Origin of the sequence: uncultured Zoogloea sp., from assembly GCF_937894855.1 — a bacterium.
In the GTDB taxonomy this organism is placed as follows: domain Bacteria; phylum Pseudomonadota; class Gammaproteobacteria; order Burkholderiales; family Rhodocyclaceae; genus Zoogloea; species Zoogloea oryzae.
Genome location: NZ_CALAYQ010000052.1, coordinates 1 through 26,384 on the forward strand (window position 1 = coordinate 1; position 26,384 = coordinate 26,384).

General features: G+C 67.5%; 25 protein-coding genes. 8 read left to right on the top strand and 17 right to left on the bottom strand.

Annotation, left to right across the window (positions count from 1 at the left end):
- From Q0672_RS07265 to Q0672_RS07295, 7 genes are all read right to left on the bottom strand, one after another.
- Window positions 1-337: phosphoenolpyruvate-utilizing N-terminal domain-containing protein (locus Q0672_RS07265; protein ID WP_298621188.1), on the bottom strand; the 337-nt coding region annotated here is incomplete at its 3' end.
- A 107-nt stretch (window positions 338-444) separates the two neighbouring features.
- Complete coding sequence (locus tag Q0672_RS07270) at window positions 445-714, bottom strand: HPr family phosphocarrier protein (protein ID WP_153160755.1); 270 nt, start codon at window positions 712-714, stop codon at window positions 445-447.
- A gap of 50 nt (window positions 715-764) precedes the next feature.
- Window positions 765-1,148: a PTS fructose transporter subunit IIA gene (locus tag Q0672_RS07275; RefSeq protein WP_298621192.1), complete on the bottom strand. Its 384-nt coding sequence runs from the start codon at window positions 1,146-1,148 to the stop codon at window positions 765-767.
- 59 nt (window positions 1,149-1,207) lie between these two features.
- A complete protein-coding gene (locus Q0672_RS07280) occupies window positions 1,208-2,272 on the bottom strand; it encodes an FAD:protein FMN transferase (RefSeq protein ID WP_298621225.1) in 1,065 nt (354 codons plus the stop codon).
- Entirely contained in the window at window positions 2,269-3,213 is a 945-nt protein-coding gene (gshB, locus tag Q0672_RS07285; protein ID WP_298621194.1) for a glutathione synthase, read from the bottom strand. Before gshB ends, Q0672_RS07280 begins: the two co-directional genes overlap by 4 nt.
- 12 nt (window positions 3,214-3,225) lie before the next feature.
- Window positions 3,226-4,524: a glutamate--cysteine ligase gene (gshA, locus tag Q0672_RS07290; RefSeq protein WP_298621196.1), complete on the bottom strand. Its 1,299-nt coding sequence runs from the start codon at window positions 4,522-4,524 to the stop codon at window positions 3,226-3,228.
- Between the two features lie 132 nt (window positions 4,525-4,656).
- A complete protein-coding gene (locus tag Q0672_RS07295) occupies window positions 4,657-5,919 on the bottom strand; it encodes a class I SAM-dependent methyltransferase (protein ID WP_298621198.1) in 1,263 nt (420 codons plus the stop codon).
- 253 nt (window positions 5,920-6,172) lie between these two features.
- On the opposite strand from Q0672_RS07295, the gene Q0672_RS07300 reads away from it, so the two are divergent.
- Window positions 6,173-7,066, top strand: coding sequence for a GNAT family N-acetyltransferase (locus Q0672_RS07300; protein ID WP_298621200.1), 894 nt, complete (start codon window positions 6,173-6,175; stop codon window positions 7,064-7,066).
- A gap of 21 nt (window positions 7,067-7,087) precedes the next feature.
- Here Q0672_RS07300 and hemW read toward each other — a convergent pair whose 3' ends face one another.
- Genes hemW through Q0672_RS07325 form a run of 5 tightly spaced genes read right to left on the bottom strand, consistent with a single transcriptional unit; the run spans window position 7,088 to window position 11,533 of the window.
- Window positions 7,088-8,314, bottom strand: a complete 1,227-nt coding sequence (hemW, locus tag Q0672_RS07305; protein WP_298621201.1) for a radical SAM family heme chaperone HemW — start codon at window positions 8,312-8,314, stop codon at window positions 7,088-7,090.
- 8 nt (window positions 8,315-8,322) lie between these two features.
- Window positions 8,323-8,916 (bottom strand): RdgB/HAM1 family non-canonical purine NTP pyrophosphatase, encoded by a 594-nt coding sequence (rdgB, locus tag Q0672_RS07310; protein ID WP_298621202.1) that lies wholly within the window; start codon window positions 8,914-8,916, stop codon window positions 8,323-8,325.
- 21 nt (window positions 8,917-8,937) lie between these two features.
- Window positions 8,938-9,681 (bottom strand): ribonuclease PH, encoded by a 744-nt coding sequence (gene rph / locus Q0672_RS07315; protein ID WP_298621203.1) that lies wholly within the window; start codon window positions 9,679-9,681, stop codon window positions 8,938-8,940.
- Complete coding sequence (locus Q0672_RS07320; RefSeq protein ID WP_153160746.1) at window positions 9,678-10,586, bottom strand: PP2C family serine/threonine-protein phosphatase; 909 nt, start codon at window positions 10,584-10,586, stop codon at window positions 9,678-9,680. Before Q0672_RS07320 ends, rph begins: the two co-directional genes overlap by 4 nt.
- The gene (locus tag Q0672_RS07325) at window positions 10,583-11,533 is read right to left on the bottom strand and encodes a serine/threonine-protein kinase (protein ID WP_153160745.1); all 951 of its coding nucleotides are present in this window, start codon (window positions 11,531-11,533) and stop codon (window positions 10,583-10,585) included. The genes Q0672_RS07320 and Q0672_RS07325 overlap by 4 nt, the downstream gene beginning before the upstream one ends.
- Window positions 11,534-11,618: 85 nt before the next feature.
- Here Q0672_RS07325 and Q0672_RS07330 point away from each other — a divergent pair, with 85 nt between their 5' ends.
- The 6 genes from Q0672_RS07330 (at window position 11,619) to Q0672_RS07355 (ending at window position 17,381) form a co-directional block, all read left to right on the top strand.
- Window positions 11,619-12,485 carry a YicC/YloC family endoribonuclease gene (locus Q0672_RS07330; protein ID WP_298621206.1) on the top strand — a complete coding sequence of 289 codons (867 nt, stop codon included), beginning with the start codon at window positions 11,619-11,621 and terminating at the stop codon, window positions 12,483-12,485.
- Between the two features lie 9 nt (window positions 12,486-12,494).
- Window positions 12,495-13,109, top strand: a complete 615-nt coding sequence (gene gmk, locus Q0672_RS07335) for a guanylate kinase (protein ID WP_153160743.1) — start codon at window positions 12,495-12,497, stop codon at window positions 13,107-13,109.
- Between the two features lie 7 nt (window positions 13,110-13,116).
- Window positions 13,117-13,332 carry a DNA-directed RNA polymerase subunit omega gene (rpoZ, locus tag Q0672_RS07340; RefSeq protein ID WP_079434420.1) on the top strand — a complete coding sequence of 72 codons (216 nt, stop codon included), beginning with the start codon at window positions 13,117-13,119 and terminating at the stop codon, window positions 13,330-13,332.
- 26 nt (window positions 13,333-13,358) lie between these two features.
- Window positions 13,359-15,563: a bifunctional (p)ppGpp synthetase/guanosine-3',5'-bis(diphosphate) 3'-pyrophosphohydrolase gene (locus tag Q0672_RS07345; RefSeq protein WP_298621210.1), complete on the top strand. Its 2,205-nt coding sequence runs from the start codon at window positions 13,359-13,361 to the stop codon at window positions 15,561-15,563.
- Between the two features lie 63 nt (window positions 15,564-15,626).
- Entirely contained in the window at window positions 15,627-15,812 is a 186-nt protein-coding gene (locus Q0672_RS07350) for a DUF3460 family protein (protein WP_153160741.1), read from the top strand.
- Between the two features lie 165 nt (window positions 15,813-15,977).
- Window positions 15,978-17,381: a 3'-5' exonuclease family protein gene (locus Q0672_RS07355; RefSeq protein WP_298621212.1), complete on the top strand. Its 1,404-nt coding sequence runs from the start codon at window positions 15,978-15,980 to the stop codon at window positions 17,379-17,381.
- A gap of 465 nt (window positions 17,382-17,846) precedes the next feature.
- On the opposite strand, the gene Q0672_RS07360 is transcribed toward Q0672_RS07355, so the two are convergent.
- The 4 genes from Q0672_RS07360 to Q0672_RS07375 are packed head-to-tail and all read right to left on the bottom strand — an operon-like array spanning window position 17,847 to window position 23,519.
- Window positions 17,847-20,918 (bottom strand): efflux RND transporter permease subunit, encoded by a 3,072-nt coding sequence (locus Q0672_RS07360; RefSeq protein WP_298621213.1) that lies wholly within the window; start codon window positions 20,916-20,918, stop codon window positions 17,847-17,849.
- Window positions 20,915-22,027 (bottom strand): efflux RND transporter periplasmic adaptor subunit, encoded by a 1,113-nt coding sequence (locus Q0672_RS07365; protein WP_298621214.1) that lies wholly within the window; start codon window positions 22,025-22,027, stop codon window positions 20,915-20,917. The genes Q0672_RS07360 and Q0672_RS07365 overlap by 4 nt, the downstream gene beginning before the upstream one ends.
- Before the next feature lie 35 nt (window positions 22,028-22,062).
- Entirely contained in the window at window positions 22,063-23,325 is a 1,263-nt protein-coding gene (gene lysA / locus Q0672_RS07370; protein ID WP_298621216.1) for a diaminopimelate decarboxylase, read from the bottom strand.
- Window positions 23,322-23,519, bottom strand: coding sequence for a lipoprotein (locus Q0672_RS07375; RefSeq protein WP_298621218.1), 198 nt, complete (start codon window positions 23,517-23,519; stop codon window positions 23,322-23,324). Before Q0672_RS07375 ends, lysA begins: the two co-directional genes overlap by 4 nt.
- Before the next feature lie 47 nt (window positions 23,520-23,566).
- Here Q0672_RS07375 and cyaY point away from each other — a divergent pair, with 47 nt between their 5' ends.
- On the top strand, window positions 23,567-23,887 hold the full coding sequence (gene cyaY / locus Q0672_RS07380) for an iron donor protein CyaY (protein ID WP_298621220.1): 321 nt from the start codon (window positions 23,567-23,569) through the stop codon (window positions 23,885-23,887).
- Between the two features lie 16 nt (window positions 23,888-23,903).
- Here the strand turns inward: cyaY and Q0672_RS07385 are convergent, their stop codons facing one another.
- Complete coding sequence (locus tag Q0672_RS07385; protein WP_298621222.1) at window positions 23,904-26,240, bottom strand: penicillin-binding protein 1A; 2,337 nt, start codon at window positions 26,238-26,240, stop codon at window positions 23,904-23,906.
- Window positions 26,241-26,384: the final 144 nt, after the last annotated feature.

Consider the following 26,384-nt stretch of genomic DNA (forward strand, 5'->3'; position numbering starts at 1 on the left):
GCAGCTCCATCTGCTGCACCAGCGCCCATTCGGCGTTGGCGCGGCGGGTGAGGATCAGTGCCTCGGCGGCATCGACCAGCATCGGGTCTTCGAGGAACATGATGTGCATGCCCAGGAAGGCATCCACTTCGGAGGGCGCCGAGCCGGACGCGGCCTTGAGCCCGGCGAGTTCGGTCTTGACCTTGGCCACCGCGCTGCGCAGCCGGGTGACCTCGGCTTCCACGTGCTTGGGCGCCACGGTGAAGTGGGCGACTTCGAGCAGCGCGTGGGAAACCAGGTGGGCGTGGCCAATGGCGATGCCCTGGGAGACAGCAAGACCGTGGACGGTGAAGCTCATGGCGGGGCCTTTATGGGTGTGGGCAGCAGGCTGAGGAGCGGAGGGCACTGGGCTGGGTCGGGTGGTTGCCTACCCATTTCCCACTTCCCGATGCCCGATTCCCCGCCTTACTCCCCTTCGCCGAACTTGTCGGCGATCAGGGCCTGGATGGCGGTCATGGCCTGATCGGCGTCAGCGCCTTCAGTGTCGATCACGATGGTGCTGCCCTTGGCGGCGGCGAGCATCATGACGCCCATGATGCTCTTGGCGTTGACCCGCCTGCCGTTGCGTTCGAGCCACACGTCGCAGCTGTAGGCGCTGGCGACCTGGGTGAGCTTGGCGGAGGCCCGGGCGTGGAGCCCGAGCTTGTTGATGATGTTGGCTTCCTGGCGTGGCATTGCGCTTGTCTTCCTTCCTCGCTGATTCTTCTTATTCTGGTTTCCGGTGACTACTTCATGTGGACGACGCCTTCGCAGGCGCCGGCGATGGCCTTCTTGAGCAGGACATCCATGCTGCGTTCGCGGTAGGTGATGACCCGCAGCAGCATCGGCAGATTGACGCCCGCCACGCCGGCAATGCGGCCGGGCTCGAGGAGCTTGGCCGCGATGTTGGCAGGTGTGGCGCCGAGGATGTCGGTGAGGACCAGCACGCCGCTGCCGTCATCGACCATCTCGAGGAGGCGGCGGGCCAGCGGCAGTGCGTCCAGGGGATCGTCCTGACCGGCGACGCCCAGCTGCATGAGCTGGGGCGGGCGGCGGTTGAGCACGTGGCAGGCGCACTGGATGAGCGCTTCGCCGAGGCTGCCGTGGGTTATCAAGAGGATCCCGATCATCCAGCCCATTCTATCCAATGTGGGCCGGGCGGCAAGCCGAAAAAAGCGGGGTATTTGTATCAGTTAACGACGATGGCCGGCTTGATGCCGTCGCCGTACTGGAGCCGGCTGTGCAGCGCGGGGGTGACTTCGACCTTGCCGTCGGCGTCCACCCGCAGGGCGTGCTCGATGCCGAACCGCTTCGCATAGTCCCGCCAGTGATCGCTGCCGAGGTAGATCGGCTTGCTGGCGGCATCCGACAGGGTGCCCGCCTGGGGGCCGCCGGCGGGGCGCGGGGTGATCAGGATGGTGACGGCCTGGGTGCCCATGGCGGGGCGGCCGGTGCGTGGGTCGAGCAGATGGCAGTAGCGTTCGCCGTCGAGCTCGAAGTAGCGCTGGTAGTCGCCGGAGGTGCCGATCGCCTCGCCGTCGCGCAGGGGCAGGGTGGCCAGCGGGCGGGGCTCGCGCGGGTGCTGGATGCCCACGCGCCAGGGCTGGTCACCCTTGCTGCCCAGGGCCAGCACGTTGCCGCCGATGTTGATGAGGGCGTTGGCGATGCCGTGGGCCTTGAGGATGCTGGCGGCGCGATCGAGCGCGTAGCCCTTGCCGTAGCCGCCCAGGTCGAGCTCTACGGCCGGGTTGCGGCTGGTCACCTTGCCGTCGGCGATGGTGAGGTCGGCCATTGTCGGGTGGGCGCGCACCAGCTCGGCGAGCTTGGCAGGGTCGGGCCGCACGGGCACGAAGGTGTCGGTGTGGAAGCCCCACAGAGCGATGAGCTTGCCGAGGGCCGGGTCGAAGAGTTCGTCGCCGGTGGCGGCGATGGCCTTGGCCTCGGTGAGCATCGCGGCGAGCTCGGGCGAGACCGGGATGCCCTGCTGGCCGGCAGCGATGGCCTGGTTGAGGGCGGTGAGCTCGGAGGGCTCCCAGGCGTGGTAGGCCCGGTGCAGGCGGTCGAACTCGCGCAGCACCTCGGCCACCGCGGCGCGGGATTTGTCTTCCGACGCGTCCCAGGTGAGCACCTCGACGCGGGTGCCGAAGACGTAGGATTCCTGCTGGTGGATGCGCTCCCGGCTGCAGCCGGCCAGCAGCCCCGCGGTGAGGGCGAGGGCGGCCAGCCAGACGGCGGCGCGGCGGAGGTGAGTCAGGCGCACACCGCTTCGAGCGCGTCGATGACCGCGCCGGGCACGTCGAAGCCGGTCTGGTCGGTGATCTCGACCATGCAGGTGGGGCTGGTGACGTTGATTTCCGTGAGCCGGTCGCCGATCACGTCGAGGCCGACGATGAGCAGCCCGCGGTCCCACAGGATGGGCGCGAGGTATTCGGCGATGGCGCGCTCGCCGTCGGTGAGCGGCATCGCCACGCCACGGCCGCCGGCGGCGAGGTTGCCGCGGGTCTCGCCGGCCATCGGGATGCGCGCCAGCGAATAGGGAATCACCTGCCCGCCGATCACCAGTACCCGCTTGTCGCCGCCGGAGATGGCCGGCAGGTAGGCCTGGGCCATGATGGTGCGGCGTTCGTCCTGGGTGAGCGTCTCGATGATGACGTTGCGGTTGGGGTCGTCGGCGCGCACCCGGAAGATCTGGCTGCCGCCCATGCCGTCGAGGGGCTTGAGGATGGTGTCGCCGTGGGTGTCGATGAAGGCGTTGATGTCGACGGCGGCGCGGGCGACCCGGGTGGCCGGAGTGAACTGCGGAAACTCGGTGATGGCGAGCTTCTCGGAGTGGTCACGGATCGAGCGCGGGTGGTTGAAGATGCGCGCGCCGGCCTGCTGGGCGCGTTCCAGCAGCCAGGTGGCGGTGACGTATTCGAAGTCGAAGGGCGGGTCCTGGCGCATCAGCACGGCGTCGAAATCCGTGAGCGGCATCACCGCTTCGGCGCCGCATGGGGCGTACCAGGCGTGGTCGAAATCCGACACGCCGATGGGCAGGCAGCGGGCCGAGACCACGCCGCCTTCCCAGATCAGCGCCTCGCGCTGGATGGCGAAGATCTCGTGGCCGCGGCGGGAGGCGGCCCGCATCATGGCGATGCTGGAATCCTTGTAGGCCTTGAGCTTGTCGAGGGGGTCGAGGATGAAGGCGAATTTCATCGGGCGGTTCCGTCAGGCGGTGGCTTCTTCGAGGAGTTGCGGTTCGGTTTCCTCGATCTCGACCGAGGCGGCGAGGAGCGCCAGCCGGGCCACCACGCCGTAGGCGTAGAAGCGGTTGGGTGGCGCGTCGGGGCTCTGGTTGCAGTCGGGCAGGCTGCACGGGGCCTCGAAGGCCAGCGGCTCGAAGTGCATGCCGGGGGCGTTGAGGTTCTCGTCGCGGCCGCGCTGGGTGTGGACGCGGTAGAAGCCGCCCACCACGTAGTGATCCATCATGTAGACCACAGGCTCGGCCACCGCGCCGTTGAGGGTTTCGAAGGTGTGCACGCCTTCCTGGATGATCACGTCGTGGACTTCCAGCCCTTCCTTCACCACGCTCATCTTGTTGCGCTGCTTGCGGTTGAGGCCGATCAGCTCGGCGGCGTCCTTCACCGTCATCACGCCCATGCCGTAGGTGCCGGCGTCGGCCTTGACGACGACGAAGGGTTCGTCGGTGACGCCGTATTCCTTGTACTTGGTGCGGATATCGCCAAGCATCTTCGAGACCTTGTCGGCGAGCTCCTGCTCGCCGGTGCGGGCGTGGAAATCCAGGCCCGAGCAGGTGTCGAAGGCCGGGTTGATGCGCCACGGGTCGATGCCGATGGCTTCGCCGAAGTCACGGGTGACGCGATCATAGGCGGCGGCGTGGTTGGACTTGCGGCGGGCGTGCCAGCCGGCGTGCACCGGCGGGATCACCCACTGGTCGTGGAGATCCTTCATCAGCGCCGGGATGCCGGCGGAGAGGTCGTTGTTGAGCAGCACCGCGCAGGGGTCGAAATCCTTCAGGCCGAGGCGGCGGCCGTTGCGGATCAGCGGCTCCAGCGTGAGGGTGGCGCCGTTGGCGAGCTCGACCACGGTGGGTTCGGTGATCTCGGGCAGCAGGCTGCCCAGGCGCACTTCAAGGCCGGTGAGGCGCAGGATCGACACCAGCTTGGCCACGTTCTGGAGGTAGAACTGGTTGCGGGTGTGGTTCTCGGGCACCAGCAGGATCGACCGGGCGCCGACGCAGATGCGCTCGATGGCGGCCTGCGCCGCCTGCACGCACAGGGGCAGGAAGGCGTCGTTGAGGTTGTTGAAGCCGCCGGGGAAGAGGTTGAGATCCACCGGCGCCAGCTTGAAGCCGGAGTTGCGCAGGTCGGTGGATCCGTAGAAGGGCGGCAGGTGTTCCTGCCACTGGGTGCGCATCCAGCGCTCGATCGCACAGGCGTTGTCGAGGAAACGCTTTTCCAGCTCAAGCAGGGGGCCGGTGAGCGCGGTGGTGAGATGGGGGACCATGAAGACCTCGCGGACTGTTCTCGAAGGGGCGATGCGTCGGGTGGTTTGCGGCGCAGCAGCACCGTGGACCCGCGCGGCCCGTGATTGTTCTGGCCGGATGTTACACCATCCGTCCGGCACCCCCGGAGGGCCTCAGCCCGGCGCCGGCAGGAAGGCGCGGAAGCGCCCGGGCAGTGGAGCGTTCTCGAGGCTGCGCTGGGAGAACAGGTAGCGCCCGTCGCAGACGAATCCCAGGTCGGCCCAGTCGACGCCGTTGAGGGCGTCGCGGAAGGCCTCCAGATCCACATCCTGGCGATGGGGGAAGACGCCCAGCACGGCGCCGTCGAAGTTCGTGCACGGGTGCACGAAGAAGGGATTGGGGCGGCGGGTCTTGGTGTTCACGTAGATCCGCGGGGCGTCGGTCTGGGGATAGCTGCGGCCCCAGTGCCACCAGTTGGTCTCGCCGAAGCTGCGGATACGCCGGGCGATCAGGGCGTCCCGATGGGGAAGCAGCGCCGCGGGGGCGGGGCCGTCGGGATCGCACCAGATCATCCGGCGGGTCTGGCCGGTGCGGGCGGTGGCGGAGGTGACGAAATCCCGGTTGCCGTGGGCCTCGCTGGCGAAGACCGCATCCAGCCCCGACACCGCGCCCACTTTCACGCTCGCCACGTCGGCCAGGCTCAGGCCGTACTCGCCATGGGAAAACAGCAGGTGGCCGGCGCTTTCGAGGAAGTTGCGTCGCTGCCACTGGGGGTGTTCGAGGCTGTGGGCGAGGTCGTCGCCCTGGCTAATCCGCGCCCAGGCGGTGTGGTGGCCGGTCTCGCCCAGTTCGTAGCGCCAGATCAGGCAGTTGGGCAGGGCGTCGGCAAACACCCGGGCGTCGCCCAGCTCGATGGCGTGGGTGATGGTGCCGCGCTGGTGCAGCCAGCGATTGAGCGCGCGGGCGCTGGTGGATTTGAGGAAATCCCGCGGGGTGATGAAGATCAGCTCGCCGCCCGGCCGCAGGTGGCGCACGCACTTCTCGATGAAGAACAGGTAGAGGTTGCTGCGCCCGTCGAAGCCGTCCCGACGCAGCAGCGCGCGGGTGGAGGGCGCGATGTCCCGGTAGCGCACGTAGGGCGGGTTGCCGATCACGGTGTCGAACTTCTCGTCTTCGGGGTAGGCGAAGAAGTCGATGTTGTGGGCGCCCGGCGGGCAGTGGCGGGGATCGAACTCGATCCCGACCGCGTGATGCAGCACGCGCAGGAAGGCGCCGTCGCCGCAGGAGGGCTCGAGCACCCGGCCGGTGTTCTGGCGCAGGCGCAGCATCGCGCGCACCACCGGCTCCGGCGTGAACACCTGACCGAGGCTGGCGACGTCGGTATGGACTGGCGGGGACACGGTCGGCAGGGGCGGGGGCAGGGCAGTGTGGGCCATGGGGCAGGCGGCGGCGCGAGGGTCTGGCGCGCATTGTGCAGGAAGCGGAAGCACGGGGCCAGCGCTGCCCAAGCTGAGAACAAAAGGCGGTTATACGGGCTGAATATCGCTCTGCGACTGTGTATAACACTTCGTCATCGAAACGTCAGACAAGCCGGGCCGGACCGGGGCATAATTCGAACTGTTAAACGTTGTCGCCTGAAACCCGCGTGAATGCTCGTTTTAGGTATTCTGGAAACTGCAAGGGCATTTTATGGATCTCACCTCGGGCAGGCGTTTGTCACTGCCTTTCGTGTTGCGTGGCCAGCGCCGTTTCGCGGTGCCGCTGAACCTCTCCGTGCGCCAGACGACGCTGGTCGACGTGCTGGCCGGCAACGCCCGCGAGCTCGCCGCCCAGCCTCTGCCGGCCGGGCTGGACGGTCATCTGCTGTGCGGCGTGGTCGATCAGGGCTGGCGCACCCACAGCGTGCTCGACGACCGGGTGATGTACGTGGTGAAGCGCGACGCGTGGCATTACCTTGCCTGGCCCGGCAGCTACGAGGCCTACCTGGAAGGCCGCTTTTCGGCCAAGACCCGCGAATCCTTCTCCCGTGACGAGGCCCGCTTTGCCGAGGCCTTCGGGACTGATGGGGGTCGGCTCGAGATTCAGGCTTTCCGCACCCCGGCCGAGGTCGAGGCCTTCGTCCGTCACGCAGCGATCGTGAACCCCGGCTATGCGCCCGGCAGCGAGCTGCGCGACGCGGCCACCGATGGGAGCCTGCATGGCCTGGTGCTGTTTGCAAAGGGCGCGCCAGTGGCCTTTGTGTGCCTGCGGGCGGCAGGTGACACGCTTCAATATCTGGGGGCCGGCGAGCGGGATGATTTCCGTCAGTGGAGCGCTGGGACGGTCTTGCATCTTGCAGCGCTACGCGAGCTATTTGCCGACGGCCAATTCCGGCTGCTGGATTTCCGTCCGGGCGAGAATGAGGTGAAGCGCCAGTTCGCCAACGGTTCGCTGCGCGCAGCAACGGTGTTGCAATTAAAACGAACTTTGTTTCATAGGCTACTACTGGGGGCGCACGCCCTGCTGCAGCGGCGGGATGAGGACAACACCGCCACCGAGGCCGTCAGCGAGGAAATCCAGACCCTGCTGGGCGAGCGGGCCTGACTCCGGCTGCGGGGCCGGGGCTCAGGCCGGCAGGAAGCGCATCAGCAGTTCGTTGAGGAAGTGGCGGCCGCGGGTGGTCGGGCGGATCGTCTCGCCGTCCACCTCGATCAGGCCTTCTGCCCGGGCCTTGATCAGCCCGGCTTCGGCGGCCTCGAAGGGCAGGCCGGTGCGCTCGGCAAACAGGCGCTTCGGGAAGCCTCGGTTGAGGCGCAGGGCGTTCATCATGAACTCGAAAGGCAGCTCGGCGCCGCCGATGGTGCGGCGCTCCTGCACGAAGCTGCCGTCCTGGTGGGCGGCAAGATAGGCCGCCGGGTGCTTGGGCCGCGTCTCGCGGACGATGCCTTCGTGGGACGACAGCTTGCCGTGGGCGCCGGCGCCGATGCCCAGGTAGTCGCCAAACGTCCAGTAATTGAGGTTGTGCCGGCACTCGCGGTTGGGTTTGGCGAAGGCCGAAGTCTCGTAGTGGATGTAGCCGGCGTCGCCCAGGCGGCCTTCGATGTGGTCCTGCATGTCGGCCGAGGCGTCCGGGTCGGGCACTTCGGGCGGGTTGGCGGCGAAGGCGGTGTTGGGCTCCAGCGTCAGGTGGTAGCACGACAGATGCGTCGGGCCCAGGGCGAGGGCGGTGGCGAGGTCGGCCTCGGCTTCGGCCAGGGTCTGGCCCGGCAGGGCGTACATCAGGTCGAGATTGACCGCATCGAAGTGAGTGAGCGCGGCCTCTGCGGCGGCGATGGCATCTGCCCGGCCGTGGATGCGCCCGAGGGCTTTCAGGTGGCGCTCGTCGAAGCTCTGGATGCCCACCGACAGCCGATTGACGCCCGCCTCACGGAAGGCCTTGAAGCGTCCCGAATCCACCGTGCCCGGGTTGGCCTCGAGGGTGATCTCGGCCAGGGGGTCGAGCTGCACGCGCATGCGGATGGCGGTGAGGAGCGTGTCCAGCCCTTCCGGGCTCATCAGGCTGGGCGTGCCGCCGCCGATGAAGATGCTGTGCACGCGCCGGCCCCAGATCTGCGGCAGCGCGCCTTCCAGATCCGCGATCAGGGCTGCGATGTAGGCCGCCTCGGGGATGCCTTCATCCTTCACCGCGTGGGAATTGAAATCGCAGTACGGGCACTTGCGCACGCACCACGGGTAATGGACGTACAGCGAAAGTGGCGGCGAGGCGGTGAGGCGCGATTCCCATGGGCCGGCGGCAGGCTGCGCTGGCCGCGCGGGGGCTGCGGCGATCGGGATGATGCGGGGTTCGGACATGCAGGGCGTCAGGCGGCTTCGGCGCGGAGCTTGTCGAGGAGCTGGCGGAAGGCCGAGCCGCGGTGGGACAGGACGTTTTTAAGTTCGGCGGGGATCTCGGCGGCAGTCTGCTCGAGATCGGGCACCAGGAACAGGGGGTCGTAGCCGAAGCCGGCCTGGCCGCGGGGCGCGTCGAGGATCACGCCGCGCCACTCGCCGGTGGTGATGAGCGGCTGCGGGTCGTCGGCATGGCGGACGAGGGCCAGCGCGCAGTAGAAGCGGGCGCGGCGGTCGGCCTGGCCGGCGAGGCGTTCTAGCAGGAGATCGTTGTTGCGCTGGTCGGACTTGGGCTCGCCGGCAAAGCGTGCCGACAGCACGCCGGGTGCACCGCCGAGGACGTCGACGCACAGCCCGGAGTCATCCGCCAGGGCCGGCAGGCCGGTGGCGCGGGCGGCGTGGCGGGCTTTGGCGATGGCGTTCTCGACGAAGCTGGGATGGGGCTCCTCGGCTTCGCTCACGTTGAAGGCCGATTGCGGCAGCACCTCGATGCCCAGCGGGGCAAGCAGGGCGGAGAGTTCCTTGAGCTTGCCGGCGTTGCCGCTGGCGAGGACGAGCTGTTTCATGGCGGGCTTCCTTCCCGGCGCTCAGGCGATCCCGAGGGCCTTTTTCTGTTCGATGACCAGTTGGGCTATGCCGTCGCCGGCAAGTTCCAGCAGGGCGTCGAGTTCGGCGCGGGAGAAGGGCGTGCCTTCGGCGGTGCCCTGGACTTCGACGAAGCCGCCGCTGCCGGTCATCACCACGTTCATGTCGGTCTCGCAGTCGGAGTCCTCGGGGTAGTCCAGGTCGAGCACCGGCTTGCCCTTGTAGATGCCCACCGAGATGGCGGCGACGAAGTCGCGCATCGGGTTGGCGGGCAGCTTGCCAGCCTTGACCAGGCCGTCGAGGGCTTCATGCACGGCGATGCAGGCGCCGGTGATCGACGCGGTGCGGGTGCCGCCGTCGGCCTGCAGCACGTCGCAGTCGATGGTGATCTGGCGTTCGCCCAGGGCGTGCATGTCCACCACCGCGCGCAGGCTGCGGCCGATGAGGCGCTGGATCTCCTGGGTGCGGCCGCTCTGCTTGCCCTTGGCGGCCTCGCGCGGGCTGCGGGTGTGGGTTGAGCGGGGCAGCATGCCGTATTCGGCGGTCAGCCAGCCCTGGCCCTTGCCGCGCAGGAAGGGCGGCACCGACTCCTCGACGCTGGCGGTGCACAGCACCCGGGTGTCGCCGAACTCGATCAGAACCGAACCTTCGGCGTGGCGGGTGAAGCCACGGGTGATGCGAACCGGGCGAAGCTGGGCGGGGGCGCGGCCGCTGGGGCGGGCGAAGGTATCGGGGGTCTGGGTCATTTGAATTTGTGAATGGCTGCGTTGATTTCGCGGATGGCGCGTTCGATTTCGTCTTCGCTGAGGTCTTCCTGCTCGCGCTTGCCGCGGCCGAAGCCTTCCATCTGGGTGGTGTAGGCGTCGGCGGGCATGGTGCGGGTGGAGACGGTGTCGGGGATGTCTTCCTGGTGGTCGTCGTGCCAGGTCATGGCGATCAGGGTCATGTTGTCGCACTGGTGGCCGCCGAGGAGTTCGGCCTCGTTCATGACCTTGGGCACGCTTTCCATGACCCGGCCGTCGGCCAGGGACTTGACCAGGGTTTCGGGTTCGAGGGGGCCCCACACGCCGTCGGAACAGATGGCGATGACGTCGCCGTTGGCCAGCGATGCGCCCCGGGAGAACTCGATCTGGGGCGGGTGGTTGCCGCCCAGGCAGCTGAAGATGCGGTTGCGGCCGGGGTGGACGGCGGCGGCCTCGGCGTCGAGCAGGCCCTGGTCGAGCATCAGCTGGACGCGGGAATGGTCGCGGGTCTGGGCCACGAGCCGGCCCTTGCGGATCATGTAGAGGCGCGAATCGCCGGCGTGGGCCCAGTGGGCGACGCCCTCCTGGATCAGACAGGCGACGATGGTGGTGCGCGGGATGTCGGCCAGGTGCTTGTCGAAGGCGTAGTCGAGGATCGCGTGGTGGGCGTTGCTGAGCACCCGCGACAGGAACAGCACCGGGTCGGTGACCTTGGGTCGCGCCTCCTGCTGGAAGGACTGGGCGATGAACTGCACGGAGATCTGCGCCGCGACCTCACCGTAGAGGTGGCCGCCCATGCCGTCGGCGAGCACCATCAGCAGGGCGTCGCGGGTGTAGGAATACGCCACACGATCCTGGTTGGTGCGGCGTTTGCCGATCCGGCTCTCCTGGAAAATCGTGAATCTCATGTACGGCCTATCATTGTTTTTAGTCGGGAGCCGAGGCCTTCGAGCCAGGTCTTCTGCTGCGGAGGCGCTTCCCGATGGCGTTGGGCGAGGACTTTCTGCAGGGCGAAGCAACTCTGCGGGCGCTTGAGCGGGTCGAGTTGCAGGCACCAGTCGATGGTCGCAAGGAAGTGGGGGGAATACTGCCCCGCCCAGGCCTTGGTGGCCGGGACGACGGTGTCGTGCTTGATGCGCTCGTCGGAGCGCTGGGGCGAAGTGCCGGCAAGGCAGGCGTACATCGACGCGCCCACGCTGTAGATGTCGCTCCACGGGCCGAGGGCTTCGCGGCTGGCGAACTGCTCGGGCGAGGCGAAGCCGGGGGTGTACATCGGCTTGAGGATGGGGGTGTCGGACATCAGCGTCTGGCGGGCGGCGCCGAAATCCAGCAGCACCGGCGTGCCGTCGGCGCGCAGGTAGATGTTGGAGGGCTTGATGTCGAGGTGCAGCAGCTTGTGGGCGTGGACTTCGCGCAGGCCGTTGAGCATGCGGGTGAACACCCCCCGGATGAAGCGCTCGCGGACGTTGCCCTTGTTCTTCTGGACGTAGTCGTGGAGGGTGCGGCCGCGCTCGAACTGCATCACCATGTACACGGTGCCGTTGGCGCGGAAGAAGTTGAGCACCCGCACCACGTTGGGGTGCACCAGCTTGGCGAGCGCCCGGCCTTCCTCGAAGAAGCACTTCATGCCGTAGCGGAAGGCACCCTCGTGCGCTTCGGTGACATGGGGCGTGACCTCGCCTTCGCTACGCAGGGCGAGGGAGTTCGGCAGGTATTCCTTGATGGCCACGGGCGAGCCATCCTGGTCGTACGCCAGGTAGACGATCGAGAATCCGCCCAGCGACAGTTGCCGCTCGACCCGGTAGTGGTCGAGGAGGAAACCTGGCGGGAGGGCGCAGTTCTGTTGAGTGGCCATCGGGCGGGGCGCTACACTTCGTCTTTTGGTGGCGTTCGGGTCTGCTAGTTTACTTCGACTGCCGCACTTTCTCGGGAAAAACAGGATGATCCACAGCATGACGGGCTTTGCCGTCCAGGTTCGCGACCTGGGCCGTGTTGCCCTGCACCTCGAATTGCGAAGCGTTAACTCCCGCTACCTCGATCTTGCGTTTCGCATCAATGACGACGTGCGTCAGTCCGAGCCGCTGATCCGCGAGGCGATCACCTCCCGACTGCGCCGGGGCAAGGTCGAGTGCAGGTTCAACCTGCAGGCGAAGGATAGCGCACCTCGTGATCTCGCGATCAACGATGTGCTCTTCGGACAGCTCAAAACGGCCCAGGCCGCCATTCTTGCCGAGCTGCCCCAGGCCGCGCCCTTCTCGGTAGCCGAGATCCTCCGCTGGCCGGGCATGCTGGCCGATGACGGCGTCACCTTCGAGGCCCTGCAGCCTGAAATCGGCCCGCTGGTGAGCGCCGCGCTGGATGAGCTCATCGCCACCCGCCGTCGCGAGGGCGACAAACTCGCCGAGATGATCCGTGGCCGCATCGCCCACATGCGCGAACTTGTCGCCAAGGTGGCGCCGCGCGTGCCGGCGCTGGTGGCCGAATACCAGGAAAAGCTCGCCACCCGCCTGCGCGATGCCGCCGCCACCCTCGACGACGACCGTATCCGCACCGAAGTGGGCCTGTTTGCCCAGCGGGTCGACGTGGCAGAGGAACTCTCCCGCCTGTCCACCCACCTGGACGAGGTCGAGCGCATCCTCAAGGCTGGCGGTGCTGCCGGCAAGCGGCTGGATTTCCTGATGCAGGAACTCAACCGCGAGGCCAACACCCTCGGCTCCAAGGCCATGGCCGCCGACATGACTGCCATCGCCGTCGAGCTCAAGCTGGCCATCGAGCAGATGCGCGAGCAAGTGCAGAACATCGAGTAAGGAGCGGCCATGCCCGGCACCCTGTTCATCGTCACCGCTCCCTCCGGCGCCGGCAAGACCACCCTGGTCAGCGGGCTGCTGGAGCGTGATCCGCTGGTCAAGCTGTCGATCTCCTACACCACCCGCGCGCCGCGGGCTGGCGAGGAGGACGGCCGCCACTACCATTTCGTGGACGTCTCCACCTTCCGCCAGCTGCGCGACAAGGGGGAATTTCTCGAATGGGCGGAGGTCCATAACAACTACTACGGAACCTCGAAGGGCTGGCTTGAAGCGCAGATCAGCGCCGGCAAGGACATCCTCCTCGAGATCGACTGGCAGGGCGCCCAGCAGGTGCGCAAGGTCTTTCCGAAGGCGGTCGGGGTGTTCATCCTGCCGCCGTCGGTCGAAGAGCTCGAGCGCCGCCTGCGCGGCCGCGGTACCGACAGCGAGGACGTGATCGCCCGCCGGGTGCTCGCCGCCCGTGGCGAGATGCGCCATGTGGCAGAGTTCGACTACGTTATAATCAATGAAGACCTGCCCACAGCCATCGACGATCTCGTGGGCGTGGTAAGAGCATCGCGGCTGCGCTACGCCAACCAGGAGGCGCGCAAGCCGGAGTTTTTCCGTTATCTGGAACAGGATTGAGGCAAATATGGCCCGTGTAACCGTTGACGACTGTCTGAAGAGAATCCCCAACCGCTTCCAGCTCACCCTGGCTGCGACCTACCGTGCCCGTCAGCTGACGGCCGGCGCCACCCCGCAGGTGGACCTCGACCGCCACGACAAGGACAAGCCCACGGTGATCGCCCTGCGCGAAATCGCCGCCGGCAAGGTCGGCACCGAAGTCCTCAACCGCGGTCAGGCCTGAACGGCCTCCCGCCAGAGAGCAATGTCATGGAATCCGCCGCCCCGGTTCCCGTTAGCGGTGGCGGCGTTTTCCAGCCTCCAACCTCCAGCGTCGTGCCCCTCGACTTCGGTCGGCTGCGGGCGCTCGTCTCCACCTATCTCCGCGCCGAAGACGTAGGCCGCATCGAGGCCGCGTATCACTTCTCCGCTGATGCCCACCAGGGGCAGATGCGGCAGAGCGGCGAACCCTACATCTCCCATCCGGTCGCTGTCGCCGAGATCCTCGCCGGCTGGCACCTGGACGCCCAGGCCCTGTGCGCCGCCCTCCTTCACGACGTGATGGAGGACACCCACATCACCAAGGCCGAGATCGCCGAGCGCTTCGGGCGCACCACGGCCGAGCTCGTCGATGGCGTGTCCAAGCTCGACAAGATCGAGTTCCAGTCCCACGAAGAAGCCCAGGCCGAAAACTTCCGCAAGATGCTGATGGCGATGGCCAGCGATCTGCGGGTGATCCTCATCAAGCTGGCCGACCGTCTGCACAACATGCGGACCCTCGACCACATGCGGCCCGACAAGCGTCGCCGCATCGCCCGCGAGACCCAGGAAATCCACGCGCCCATCGCCAACCGGCTGGGCCTCAACAGCATCTACCGCGAGCTCCAGGAGCTCGCCTTCAAGCACCGCCACCCGATGCGCTTCCGGGTGCTGTCGCGGGCCATCCTCTCCGCCCGGGGCAACCGCCGCGAGGTGGTCGGCAAGATCCTCGCCGCCATCGAAGAGCGCCTGCCCCAGTGGCACATCGAGGCCGAAGTGCGTGGCCGCGAGAAGCACCTCTACAGCATCTACCGCAAGATGGCCGAGAAGCGCCTCAGCTTCTCCCAGGTGCTTGATATCTATGGCTTCCGCGTCATCGTGCCGGATGTGCAAACCTGCTACCGGGCCCTTGGCGCGCTGCACGGCCTCTACAAGCCGGTGCCCGGCAAGTTCAAGGACTACATCGCCATCCCCAAGGGCAACGGCTATCAGTCGCTCCACACCACGCTTATCGGCCCCTTCGGCACGCCGGTCGAGGTGCAGATCCGCACGCCGGAGATGAACCACGTGGCCGAGAGCGGCGTGGCGTCCCACTGGCTCTACAAGGAAGACGAGAAGACCCTCACCGAGCTCCAGCACAAGACGCACTCCTGGCTGCAGTCGCTGCTCGAGCTGCAATCCACCTCGGGCGATTCCAGCGAGTTCCTCGAGCACGTCAAGGTCGATCTCTTCCCGGGCGAGGTCTACGCCTTCACTCCTAAGGGCAAGATCTTCGCCCTGCCGCGGGGCGCCACGGTGGTCGATTTTGCCTACGCGGTGCACACCGATGTGGGCAACCGCTGCGTCGCCGGGCGCATCAACAGCGAGCTGATGCCCCTGCGCACCGAGCTCCACAACGGCGACCAGATCGAGATCATCACCGCCGCCCACGCCAGCCCCAACCCCGCCTGGCTGAGTTACGTGCGCACCGGCAAGGCCCGCGCGCAGATCCGGCATTTCCTTAAAAACGCCCAGCAGGAAGAAGCCTCAACCCTCGGCGAGCGACTCCTCAACCAGGCCCTGCGGCCCCACGGCCTCACCCTGGGTCAGGTCAGCACCTTTGCGTGGGATCGTTTCCTGCGCGAATTCACCCTCGCCACCCGCCGCGAGCTGATGACCGACATCGGCCTCGGCCGACGCCTGCCGGCCATCGTCGCGCGGCGGCTGGCCGAGATCCAGGATGTCGAATCCGGCCGCGCCGACGTGGTCAAGCCGCGGCCCGCCGGGGCGATCCTGATCCGCGGCACCGAAGGCGTCGCGGTGCAGCTCGCCCGCTGCTGCCGGCCGATTCCGGGTGATCCGATCGTCGGCATCATCCGCAAGGGCCAGGGGCTGGAAGTGCACATGCACGACTGCCCCCAGGCCCGCAAGCTGCGCAGCGAGCGCGACCGCTGGATCGACGTGGAGTGGGAACCCTCCACCGACCGTCTGTTCGACGTCACCCTCAAGCTGCTCACCAAGAACGCCCGGGGCGTGCTCGCCAAGGTGGCCAACGCCATCGCCGAGCAGGACTGCAACATCCAGAACGTTTCCACCGATGGCGAGCAGGGCACCTATTCCTCGCTCTACATCACCGTCCAGGTCACCCACCGCCTGCATCTGGCCAAGGTCATCCGCGGCCTGCGCACCATTCCCGAAGTGGTGCGCATCGGGCGGATGCGGGGCGACCAGAAATGAACCGCCGGGGCCAGCGCGCCCCGACGCTGATAGAATCACGCCGCTAAAACGGGAGAACACTCAATGGCAATCTACGAATCCGAGCACACCAAGTTCATGCGCGAATGGATGAAGGCCCATCCGGAAGAGCGCGAAGAGCAGCAGAAGGGCCGCGCCCTGTGGTGGGACAAGCCGCAGGATCTGCAGACCCAGGGCGAATACGCCGCCGGCAAGGTCGCCCACAAGCCCTACCCCTACGCCACTGAATAAGCCCGCCGGCTGACGCCCCCGCCGGGGCTTCAGCCGCGGCTGCACGTTCAGCCTCCCGCCCCGCTGCGCGCGCCCGACGGCGTTGCACCGCGGGGCGGGACGTCTTTCCCAGGTGTGCCGCCAGTTGGCCGCACGCCGTCTTTTCGTTTTCTCGACGCCTCCGCCGTGTTCGCCCCCAAGATCGCCTTCATCGACGTTGAAACCACTGGCGCCAATCCGGTGGTCGACCGGGTCACCGAGATCGCGATCCTGCGCATCGAGGACGGCGTGCTGGTCGAGCGCTGGTCCAGCCTCGTCAATCCGGGCATGGCGATTCCGCCGACCATCCAGGGCTTCACCGGCATCACCGACGCGATGGTCGCCGAGGCTCCGGCCTTCGTCGATCTCGCCGACGGGGTGCGGGCGCTGCTCGCCGACTGCGTGTTCGTGGCCCACAACGCGCGCTTCGACTACGGCTTCATCAAGAACGAGTTCTCGCGCATCGGCGAGCGCTTCGACGCGCCGGTGCTGTGCACCGTCAAGCTGTCCCGGGCGCTCTATCCCCAGCACCACCGCCACGGGCTGGACGCGCTGATCGCCCGCCACAACCTCACGTGTTCGGCCCGCCACCGGGCGATGGGCGACACCGAGGCGCTGTTCCAGTTTGCCGGCATCGTCGCCGACGAGTTCCCGCCGGAGATCCTCGGCATTGCCATCGCCAAGGCCATGAAGGCCCCGAGCCGGCCGGTGGGGCTGCCCGAGGGCGTGCTCGAAGGCGTGCCCGAAGGCCCCGGCGTGTATCTCTTCTACGGCGAGAACGAGCTGCCCATCTACATCGGCAAGAGCGTCAGCCTGCGCTCCCGGGTGATGAGCCACTTCTCGTCCGACCATTCCAGCACCAAGGAGGCCAAGCTGGCCCAGCAGGTGCGGCGCGTCGAATGGCTGCCCACCGCCGGTGAGCTGGGCGCGCTGCTGCTGGAGGCGCGCCTCGTCAAGGAACGCAAGCCCACCGAGAACCGCAAGCTGCGCGAGACCGAGGCCGTGTTCGGCCTGCACTATGACCCGACGACGAAGCGCGGCCCGGTGCTGGTGCGCGAAGCCCTCAACGGGGCCGACCCGGCGGGCTGGGACGCTGTGTATGGCGCCTTCCGCACCAAGAAGGAAGCCGACAACGCGCTGCGCGAGCTGGCCCTGCTCTACAAGCTGTGCCCGCGGCGCATCGGCACCGAGCCGTGGGGCGACGGCGCCTGCATGGCTCACCAGATGAAGCGCTGCGCCGGCGTGTGCTGCGGCAAGGAAGGTCACGCCGAGCACGACGAGCGCCTGCTCAAGGTGCTTGAGAGCCTGCGCATCCGCCGCTGGCCGTGGGACGGCCCGGTGGCTGTGCGCGAACACCACCCGGACACCGGCCGCAGCGCGGTGCATGTGGTGGATCGCTGGTGCCTGCTGGGCAGCGTCGAGGACGAGGCCGAACTGGGCTCGCTGCTCGAAGCCCTGCCACCGCGCCGCTTCGACCTCGACACCTACCGCATCCTCCAGCGCTGGCTGGACAGCCCCGCCGGCCGCAGCGCGGTCACGCCCCTGGGCTGATCCTCCCTCGTCGGCCCCGCATCGCTGCTCGCGAGTATCCGCGGGCCCGTCGCGGGTGTCGCCGTGGTGCTCGGGGCGACTTTGTTACTGCCCGGCTGAGTCTGTCGGGCTGAAGCCCGACCTGCAGGAAGGGCCGCGACTATCCCGAAGATCCTCCCGTGGGGCTTTGAGACCGACCCGTCCATTCGGTGAGCTTTTCGAGTGCTGCTTTTTGCAGCTCGGGCGGGACTCTGAGACTGAACCATCCTGTCCGGGAGATGCTCGCCTGGGGCTTTGAGATAGACCTGTCCATTCGGCGAGCTTGTCGGGTGCTGCTTTTTGCAGCACGGGAGAGACTCGGAGACCGGACCATCCTGTCCTGGCGTTTGTCGGCCGGGACTCCGAGATAGGACGATCTATCCGCGAGGTGCTCGCGAGTATCTCCGAGATACTCGCGACTATCCCGGAGATACTCCGGTACGCCGCTCAGGCCGGCGTCTGGGCCTCGCGGGTGGCGGCGCGCCTTTCGCGCCAGCCTTCGACCAGCGAATACACCGCCGGCACCACCACCAGGGTGAGCAGGGTGGAGCTGATCATGCCGCCGATCACCGCGATGGCCAGCGGCTGGTTGGTCTCGTTGCCGGCGCCAAAGCCGGCGGCGGCCGGGGCGAGGGCGAGGATCACCGTCATGGACGTCATCAGCACCGGGCGCATCCGGATCGGGCAGGCGTTGCGCAGGGCGGCGTCCACCTTGAGGCCGTCGGCGCGGCGCTGGTTGGTGAGATCCACCAGCAGGATGGAGTTCTTGGCCACGAGGCCGATCAACAGCACCAGCCCGATCATCGAGTAGATGTTGAGGGTCTGCCCGGTGAGCCACAGGGCCGCCACGCCGCCGACGATGGCCAGCGGCTGGGCCAGCATCACGATGGCCGGCTGCAGGAAGCTGTTGAACTGGCTGGCAAGCACCATGTAGAGCAGGGTCATGGCCAGGGCGAAGGTGAAGCTCATGTATTTCTGGGTCTTGCCGAACTCCTCGGCCTGGCCGATCAGCTTGACCTGGTAGCCGGTGGGCAGCAGCTCGGCGGCGGTGGCCTTGACCACCTCCACCGCCTCGCCCAGGGGCAGGGTGGGGGTGGCGAAGAAGGTGGCGGCGTACTGGAGATCGAAGCGGCCGACGATGGCGGGGCCCAGTGCCTCGCGGAAGCCCGCCACGCTATCCAGGCGCACCAGCTCGCCGCCCTTGTTGCGCAGGAAGATCTTCGAAAGATCGGCCGGCTGGGTGAAGGTGCCTTCCTTGGCCTTCACGCGGATGTCGTAGCGCTGGCCGTCGCCGGGTTCGTCGTTGTATTTGGCGATGTCCACGCCGCCGGTGAGCATGTTGATGGCCAGCGCCACGTCCTGGGTGGTGAGGCCGGCGTCGGCGATGCGCAGTCGATCCGGCGCGAAGATCAGCTGGGGCAGGTCGAGCTGCAGGTCGGTGTCCATGCGGCCGATGCCGGGCATCGCGGTGAGCTTCTTCTGCAGGGCCACGGCGTGGCGGCCGAGCTCCTGCAGGTTCTCGCCGGTGAGCACGAACTGCAGCGGCTCGCCCCGCTGGCCCTGGACCATCGGGTATGGCGCGGCGAACACCCGCGCACCGGCGATCTGGGCGAACTCCTTGCGCAGCAGCGGAATGATGTCCTGCTGCCTGACGGTGCGCTCCTCCCGCGGGGCCATGCGCACCACCACCGTGCCCTGGTTAACCTGCCCGGCGGTGCCGAGGCCGATCAGCGCGAACTCGGAGCGCACCTCGGGGTGACGGTCGAGAATGGCCTCCACTTCCTTCAGCTTGCTGTCGGTGTAGTCGATGCTCGAACCCAGCGGCGTGCGCAGCGACACCAGGAAGCGCCCCTCGTCCTGCTCAGGCGCGAAGGCCTTGCCCACGTTGGCGAAGAAGAAGGCACTCGACCCGACCACCGCCAGGGTCGCCAGCAGCACCCACAGGCGATGGGTGAGGGCGGCCTCCAGCAGATGCACGTAGAGCGCGTCCAGGCCCTCGAAAACGCGGTCGAAGAAGCGGTAGATCGGGCCGTGCTGCTTCTCCACCTTGAGATAGCGCGCGCACAGCATGGGCGTGAGGGTGAGCGAGACGAACAGCGACACCAGCACGCCAAAGGTGACCACCAGCGCAAAGCTGCGGAAGAACTGCCCGATGATCCCCGAGATGAAGGCCACCGGCGCGAAGATGCACACCAGCGACAGGGTGGCCGCCATCACCGCGAAGACCACCTCGTTGCTGCCATTGACGGCCGCCGAGACCGGGTCGGGGTCGAGCTCTTCCCGGTGGCGGAAGATGTTTTCCAGCACCACGATGGCGTCGTCCACCACCACCCCGATCAGCAGCAGCAGCGCCAGCATCGTGAGGGAGTTGAGGGTGAAGCCTGCGAAGTAGATCACCGCGATGGCGCCCAGCAGCGACACCGGGATCGCCAGCGAGATGATGAGGGTGGAGCGCACCGAGCGCAGGAAGACCCACACCACCAGCGCGGCCAGCAGGGTGCCTTCGATCAGGTGTTCCTTGAGGGAATCGACGATCTCGAGGATGAACACCGCGTCGTTGGAGACGACGGAGAGCGTCATGCCCGGCGGCAGCATCGGGCGCAGATCGCGGTCGAGGCGTTCCTGGATGCGTTCGGTGATCGCCACGGTGTTGGCGTTGGCGATCTTCACCATGCCAAGGCCGACGGTGGTCTTGCCGTTGAAGCGGGCGAGCTGGCGGTTGTCGGTGAGGCCGTCCTCGATCTCGGCGACGTCGCCCAGGCGCACCGGCGCCTTCTCGCGCCAGGCCAGGACGAGCTCCCTGAGCTGCGCCACCTGGTGGAATTCCAGATCGAGCTTGACCAGGCTCTCGGTGGTCTTGCCCACCACGAAACCGCCGGCCAGCTGGACGTGCTCCTTGGCGAAGGCGTCGGTGATGTCCTGGGCGGTGATCTTGTGGGCGGCCATCCGGTCGGGCAGCAGATTGACCCGGATGGTGCGGTCGCGCCGCCCGCCGATACGCACTTCGCCCACGCCGTCGATGGTCTCGAGGCGCTTTTTGAGGGTGTTGATGGCGTACTGGTTGAGCTGCTGCTGGGTGCGGTCGCCCTGCAGCGCCAGCCACATCACCGGCTGGGCGTTGGTCTCCACCTTGGCCACCACCGGCGGGTCCACATCCTTGGGCAGCCGGCGGAGCACCTGATTGACCTTGGACTGGACCTCGTTGAAGGCCACGTCCACCTTCTTCTCCAGCGAGAAGGTGATGTTGACGGTGGACACGCCCGGCGACGAGGTGGACTGCACGTGCTCGATGCCCGGCACGCTGTTCACGGCGGATTCGATGACGTTGGTGATGCTCGAATCGACGATGTCCGGGTTGGCGCCCTTCAGCGTGGTGGTGATCGAGATGACCGGGAATTCGATGTAGGGGTAGCGGTCCATCCCGACCCGCTGGTAGCCGATGATGCCGACGAGCACCAGCACGGCGCTCATCATCCACGCCAGCACGTGGCGCTTGATGGACAGCTCGGGCAGGGTCATGGCTTGGCGGCGGGGGCTGCGGGCTTGGTGGCGGCAGGTGTCTTGATGCTGACCGGGGCGCCGTCGGTGAGGAAGCCGGCGCCGTCCTCGACGATGGTTTCACCGCTGGCCAGGCCCTTGACGATCTCGATCCGGCCGTCCTGCTTGACGCCGGTCTCGACCACCCGCTGGCTGGCCTTGCCGTCGGCGATCACATAGACCACCTTGCCGGCCGGGCGCAGCACCACGCTCTGCTCCGGCACCACCACCGCGGCGGGCTTCTGGCCGGTGACGATGGCGGCGTTGACGGTGCCGCCCGAGAGCATCGAGCCGTCGTTGTCGAGGCGCACCTGCACGTCGATGGCGCGGGAGAGATCGTTGATGGTGGGCTTCACGTCCTCCACCACGCCGGTGACGACCTTGCCCGGCTGGTGGGGCAGGCCGAGGCGCACCGTCTGGCCGGGGCGGATGCGCCCGGCGGCGGATTCGGGGAATGGCAGGTGGGCGCGCAGCACCCGGTTGGAGACCAGCTTGAACAGCGGGTCGCCCACCTTTACGTAATCGCCCGGCGAGACGATCTGGGTTTCGATGATGCCATCCACCGGCGCGACCACCTTGGTGCGGGCCAGGTTGCTGCGGCTGCTGCCGCTTCTGGCGCGGGCGGTGGCCAGCTGGGCGCGCAGGGCGTCGCGCTGGGCGAGGGCATCGTCGGCGCCGTTGCGCGAGATGAAGCCCTTGGCGACGAGGTTCTGCTGGCGCTCGGCAAAGCGCTCGGCCTGGGCGACGAGGGATTCTAGGCGAACGATCTCGGCGGCGTCGGTCTGGCCCTGGATCTGGAAGTCGGTGGGGTCGAGCTCGGCGAGCCGCTGCCCCTTCTTCACGTGGTCGCCGCCGTGGGCGATCACGTTGGTGACGCGCCCGGCCACTTCGGCGCCGATCTTCGGGTCGACCAGCGCCTCAAGCGTGCCCAGGGTGTTCTCGGTCACGTCCAGCGCGACGCTGGCGGCCTTGGAGGCGGTGACCGGGGTGGCCGCCGGGCCGGACGGCTTGCTGGCCGCAGGCGCCGGCTTGTCGCCACAGCCGGCGAGTCCGAGGGCAAGGAACAGGGCGATGCAGGAAACTGAACGCATGGTCGGTAACGTCGGACTGGCGGGCGTGGGCGGGATCAGGGCAACGGGCGTTCGCCCTTCAGGAGGTGCTCGAGGGTTTCCCGCTCGCGGATGACATGAACCTCGTTGCCATCCACCAGCACCTCGGCGGCGCGGGGGCGGGTGTTGTAGTTGGAGCTCATGGTCATGCCGTAGGCGCCGGCCGAGAGGATCGCCAGCAGGTCGCCGGTGTCCACCGACAGGTCGCGGTCGTGGCCGAGGAAGTCGCCGCTCTCGCAGATCGGGCCGACCACTTCGTAGCGGGTGGCGGGCAGGTTGCGCGGGGCGACGGCGACGATCTCGTGGTAGGCGTCGTAGAGCGCCGGGCGGACTAGATCGTTCATCGCCGCGTCGATGATGGCAAAGTTCTTCTCGACGCCGGGCTTGAGGTATTCGATGCGGGTGAGCAGCAGGCCGGCGTTGCCCACCAGGGAGCGGCCGGGCTCGAAGCACAGGGCCTCGTCGCGACCGGCGAAGCAGTCCAGCAGCGGCTTGAGGTAGGTGGTGGGGGTGGGCGGTTCCTCGTCCCGGTAGCGGATGCCGAGGCCGCCGCCCAGGTCGATGTGGTCGAGCTTGATGCCTTCGCGGCCGAGCTGATCCACCAGGCCGAGGATCTTCTCGGCGGCTTCGGTCATGGGGGCCGGGTCGAGGAGCTGGGAGCCGATGTGGCAGTCGATGCCGGAGATCTCGACGCTCGGCAGCGTGGCGGCCTTGCGGTACAGGTCGAGGGCCTCGTCGAAGGCCACGCCGAACTTGTTGCTGCGCAGGCCGGTCGAGATGTAAGGGTGGGTGTTGGGGTTCACGTCCGGATTGACGCGGAAGGAGATGGGCGCGCGCTTGCCCATGCTGGCGGCCACCTCGGCGAGGCGGTCGAGTTCGGCGGCGGATTCCACGTTGAAGCAGCCGATGCCGGCGTCCAGGGCGAAGCGCATCTCGGCGGCGGTCTTGCCGACGCCGGAGAAGATCACCTTGCCGGCATCGCCGCCGGCGGCCAGCACGCGGGCCAGTTCGCCGCCGGAGACGACGTCGAAGCCGGAGCCCAGCTTGGCGAATACCGACAGCACGCCAAGGCTGGAGTTGGCCTTGACGGAGTAGCACACCAGCGACTTGCGCAGGCCGAGGGCGCGCTGGTAGGCGTCGAAGGCCTGGGTCAGCGCGGCGCGGGAATAGACGTAGGTGGGGGTGCCGAACCGGGCGGCGATGTCTGCGAGGGCGACCCCTTCGAGGGTGAGGCCGGTGGGGCCGACGGCAAGCGTCGGCACGGGCAGGGCGAGCGTCATTGGGCTAAGTCCTGGGAGGCGGGTTTGTTATGATCGGCGCCCGGCGCCGGCGTGGTGGCCGGGGCGGGAGCGGGCTTGGGTGCAGGTTTGGCGGCCGGCTTGGGGGGCTGCGGGAGGTACAGCGGCCCCTTGATGCCGCATCCGCCCAGCACGATCAGGCCGCAGGCCGCGGCGGCAATGGCGATGGTTCGCATGGATTCCGCGCAAAAGCAGGAATGTTAACAGATCAACGGAGACGGCGATGGACGAAGCAGATTTCAATGCACTGGCAGATGCCGAACTGGCCCGCCTGGAAGGGTTGCTCGACAAGTGCGACCTGGATTTCGATTACGAACTGAAGCCCGGCGGGATCGTCGAGCTGGAGTTTGAAAACGGCACCAAGATCATCGTCAATCGCCACACCGCGGCGCGGGAGATCTGGCTGGCGGCAAAGTCTGGCGGCTTTCACTTCCGGCCGGAAGGCGGGCGCTGGCTGGGGACGCGGGACGGGGCGGATTTCTACGCGGTGCTGTCCCGCTGCATGACGGAACAGGCCGGCGAGCCAGTCAGCCTGGCGGGCTGACCGGGCTTCGCGGGGGCTACTCGGCCGCCGCTGCGGCGGCGGTCGGCTGAGGCGCTGCTGCCGGCGCGGGGGCTTCGTCGGCGGGGGGCGAGTTGGCCGGTTCGTGGGGCACGTCGGGCGGCGCGGCAGGCAGGTTTTCCTTGTAGATCATCTCTTCCGTGGTGCTGCCGGTCGGCTGCACGCGGATCAGGCCGGCGGGGGCGGTCGGGTAGGTTTCCGGTACGCCGTCGAGGGCCTTCCTCATGTAGTTGATCCACATGGGCAGGGCGGCGGCGCCGCCGGTCTCGCCGCTGCCGAGCTTTCTGGGCTGGTCGAAGCCGATCCACGCCACGGCCACCACGGTGGGCTGGTAGCCGCAGAACCAGGCGTCCACGTATTCGTTGGTGGTGCCGGTCTTGCCGGCCAGATCGCCCCGCTTGAGCGCCAGCGCCTTGGTGGCGGTGCCGCGGCGGACCACGTCCTTCATGATCGAATCCATCAGGTAGGCATTGCGCTCGTCGATGGCGCGCTCGGCGGTCTCGCCGGCTACCGGCGGATCGACCCGCGCCAGCACGTTGCCGGCCTCGTCGCGGATCTCCTTCACCAGATAGGGTTCGATGCGGTAGCCGCCGTTGGCAAACACCGAGTAGCCGCGGAGCATCTGCCACGGGGTGACCGAGCCGGCGCCCAGGGCCATCGTGAGGTAGGGCGGATGGCGTTCGGCGTCGAAGCCGAACTTGGTGACGTAGTCCTGGGCGTAGCGGGTGCCGACCGACTTGAGCAGGCGGATCGACACCATGTTCTTGGAGCGGGCCAGTGCGGTGCGGACGGTGATCGGGCCATCGTAGCGGCCGTCGTAGTTCTTCGGTTCCCACGCCTGGCTGCCCGTCTCGCCGGCCGGGAAGGACAGCGGCGAATCATCCACCACGCTGTTTGGGCCGTAGCCCTTCTCGAAGGCCGCCGAGTAGATGAAGGGCTTGAAGCTGGAGCCGGGCTGCCGCCACGCCTGGGTGACGTGGTTGAACTTGTTGCGATTGAAGTCGAATCCGCCCGCAAGTGCGCGGATCGCGCCGGTTCGCGGGTCGGCCGCGGCGAGTGCGCCTTCGACTTCGGGTAGCTGGGTGATCTCCCAGTGGTTGTCGATTCGCGTGATGCGGATCACGGCGCCGGGGCGGATACGCTTGTTGGGCGGCGCCTTGTCGCCGAGCATGGCGGATGCAAAGCGCACGCCTTCGCCGCTGATCTTGATGGATTCGCCATACCGGTAGGCCGTGACGGCGCCACCGCCCACCTTGGTGACGATGGCGGCCAGCATGTCGTCGTAGTCGGGGGTTTCGGCGAGGAGTTCGTCCAGCGTCTCGGTCTGCTCGGCGTTCATGCGGGCCGGATCGACGTAAGCCTCGGCGCCCCGGTAGCCGTGGCGGCGGTCGTAATCCATGATGCCGCGCCGCAGGGCGTGGTAGGCGGCATCCTGCTCGGCCTTGTTGATCGTCGTGATGACCTTGATGCCGCGGGTGTAGGCCTCCTCGCGGTATTGCTCGAAGGCGATCTGGCGGGCCATCTCGGCCACGTAGTCGGCGCTGCCGCCGAAATCCAGGTTGCCGGCGGTGTTGTTGCCGGTGGCCACCTTGAGCGGGGTGTCGATGGCCTGCTGCTGTTCGGTCGGGGTGATGAAGCCGAGTTCGGTCATCCGGCGCAGCACGTACTGCTGGCGCAGCGCGGCGCGCTTCGGGTTGACGATCGGGTTGTAGGCCGACGGCGCCTTGGGCAGGCCGGCGAGCATCGCCGCTTCGGCAATCGACAGGTCACGCAGCGGTTTGCCGAAGTAGGTCTGGGAAGCCACCGCGAAGCCATAGGCGCGGCGCCCGAGGAAGATCTGGTTGATGTAGACCTCGAGGATCTGGTCCTTGCTGAGGTTCTGCTCGATCTTGAAGGCCAGGAGGATTTCGTACAGCTTGCGGGAGATCGTCTTCTCGCGGGTCAGGAAGAAGTTGCGCGCCACCTGCATGGTGATCGTCGAGGCGCCCTGGCGCTTGCCGCCGGTGGCCAGGTTGGCGCCCGCGGCGCGCAGAATGCCGAGGAAGTCGACGCCCGAGTGCTGGTAGAAGCGGTCGTCCTCGGCGGCGAGGATGGCGTGCTTGAGGACCGGCGGCACATCCTGGATGTGCACCACCGCGCGGCGCTCCTCGCCGTACTCGCCGATCAGCGCGCCGTCTGCGGTATAGACGCGCAGCGGGATCTTGGGGTGATAGTCGGTCAGGGCTTCCAGCGACGGGAGCGTGGGCCAGGCAAAGGCGACAGCGATGGCGACGATTGCGATGCCGACCGCGAGGAGGCCGAGCAGGACGGCAAGAGGGTAGAGAACCCAACGCATGGCGGAAAGAAGGTGCAAGTAAAGTGCGGCATTATACGAGTACGCACTGCTGCCCGCCTGTTCGGGCGACGGCGGTGTTTTACAGGGTGTTGCTTTACACCTGTCATGGTTGTTGCTAGGATTTCATGTAGATTGTTGTTATTG

What these genes read in the sequence shown, in the direction of transcription:
- Q0672_RS07270 (WP_153160755.1), bottom strand. Translation starts at nt 714, where the DNA reads ATGCCACGCCAGGAAGCCAACATCATCAACAAGCTCGGGCTCCACGCC.
- Q0672_RS07275 (WP_298621192.1), bottom strand. Translation starts at nt 1,148, where the DNA reads ATGATCGGGATCCTCTTGATAACCCACGGCAGCCTCGGCGAAGCGCTC.
- gshB (WP_298621194.1), bottom strand. Translation starts at nt 3,213, where the DNA reads ATGAAATTCGCCTTCATCCTCGACCCCCTCGACAAGCTCAAGGCCTAC.
- gshA (WP_298621196.1), bottom strand. Translation starts at nt 4,524, where the DNA reads ATGGTCCCCCATCTCACCACCGCGCTCACCGGCCCCCTGCTTGAGCTG.
- Q0672_RS07295 (WP_298621198.1), bottom strand. Translation starts at nt 5,919, where the DNA reads ATGGCCCACACTGCCCTGCCCCCGCCCCTGCCGACCGTGTCCCCGCCA.
- Q0672_RS07300 (WP_298621200.1), top strand. Translation starts at nt 6,173, where the DNA reads ATGGATCTCACCTCGGGCAGGCGTTTGTCACTGCCTTTCGTGTTGCGT.
- hemW (WP_298621201.1), bottom strand. Translation starts at nt 8,314, where the DNA reads ATGTCCGAACCCCGCATCATCCCGATCGCCGCAGCCCCCGCGCGGCCA.
- rdgB (WP_298621202.1), bottom strand. Translation starts at nt 8,916, where the DNA reads ATGAAACAGCTCGTCCTCGCCAGCGGCAACGCCGGCAAGCTCAAGGAA.
- rph (WP_298621203.1), bottom strand. Translation starts at nt 9,681, where the DNA reads ATGACCCAGACCCCCGATACCTTCGCCCGCCCCAGCGGCCGCGCCCCC.
- Q0672_RS07320 (WP_153160746.1), bottom strand. Translation starts at nt 10,586, where the DNA reads ATGAGATTCACGATTTTCCAGGAGAGCCGGATCGGCAAACGCCGCACC.
- Q0672_RS07325 (WP_153160745.1), bottom strand. Translation starts at nt 11,533, where the DNA reads ATGGCCACTCAACAGAACTGCGCCCTCCCGCCAGGTTTCCTCCTCGAC.
- Q0672_RS07330 (WP_298621206.1), top strand. Translation starts at nt 11,619, where the DNA reads ATGATCCACAGCATGACGGGCTTTGCCGTCCAGGTTCGCGACCTGGGC.
- gmk (WP_153160743.1), top strand. Translation starts at nt 12,495, where the DNA reads ATGCCCGGCACCCTGTTCATCGTCACCGCTCCCTCCGGCGCCGGCAAG.
- rpoZ (WP_079434420.1), top strand. Translation starts at nt 13,117, where the DNA reads ATGGCCCGTGTAACCGTTGACGACTGTCTGAAGAGAATCCCCAACCGC.
- Q0672_RS07345 (WP_298621210.1), top strand. Translation starts at nt 13,359, where the DNA reads ATGGAATCCGCCGCCCCGGTTCCCGTTAGCGGTGGCGGCGTTTTCCAG.
- Q0672_RS07350 (WP_153160741.1), top strand. Translation starts at nt 15,627, where the DNA reads ATGGCAATCTACGAATCCGAGCACACCAAGTTCATGCGCGAATGGATG.
- Q0672_RS07360 (WP_298621213.1), bottom strand. Translation starts at nt 20,918, where the DNA reads ATGACCCTGCCCGAGCTGTCCATCAAGCGCCACGTGCTGGCGTGGATG.
- Q0672_RS07365 (WP_298621214.1), bottom strand. Translation starts at nt 22,027, where the DNA reads ATGCGTTCAGTTTCCTGCATCGCCCTGTTCCTTGCCCTCGGACTCGCC.
- lysA (WP_298621216.1), bottom strand. Translation starts at nt 23,325, where the DNA reads ATGACGCTCGCCCTGCCCGTGCCGACGCTTGCCGTCGGCCCCACCGGC.
- Q0672_RS07375 (WP_298621218.1), bottom strand. Translation starts at nt 23,519, where the DNA reads ATGCGAACCATCGCCATTGCCGCCGCGGCCTGCGGCCTGATCGTGCTG.
- cyaY (WP_298621220.1), top strand. Translation starts at nt 23,567, where the DNA reads ATGGACGAAGCAGATTTCAATGCACTGGCAGATGCCGAACTGGCCCGC.
- Q0672_RS07385 (WP_298621222.1), bottom strand. Translation starts at nt 26,240, where the DNA reads ATGCGTTGGGTTCTCTACCCTCTTGCCGTCCTGCTCGGCCTCCTCGCG.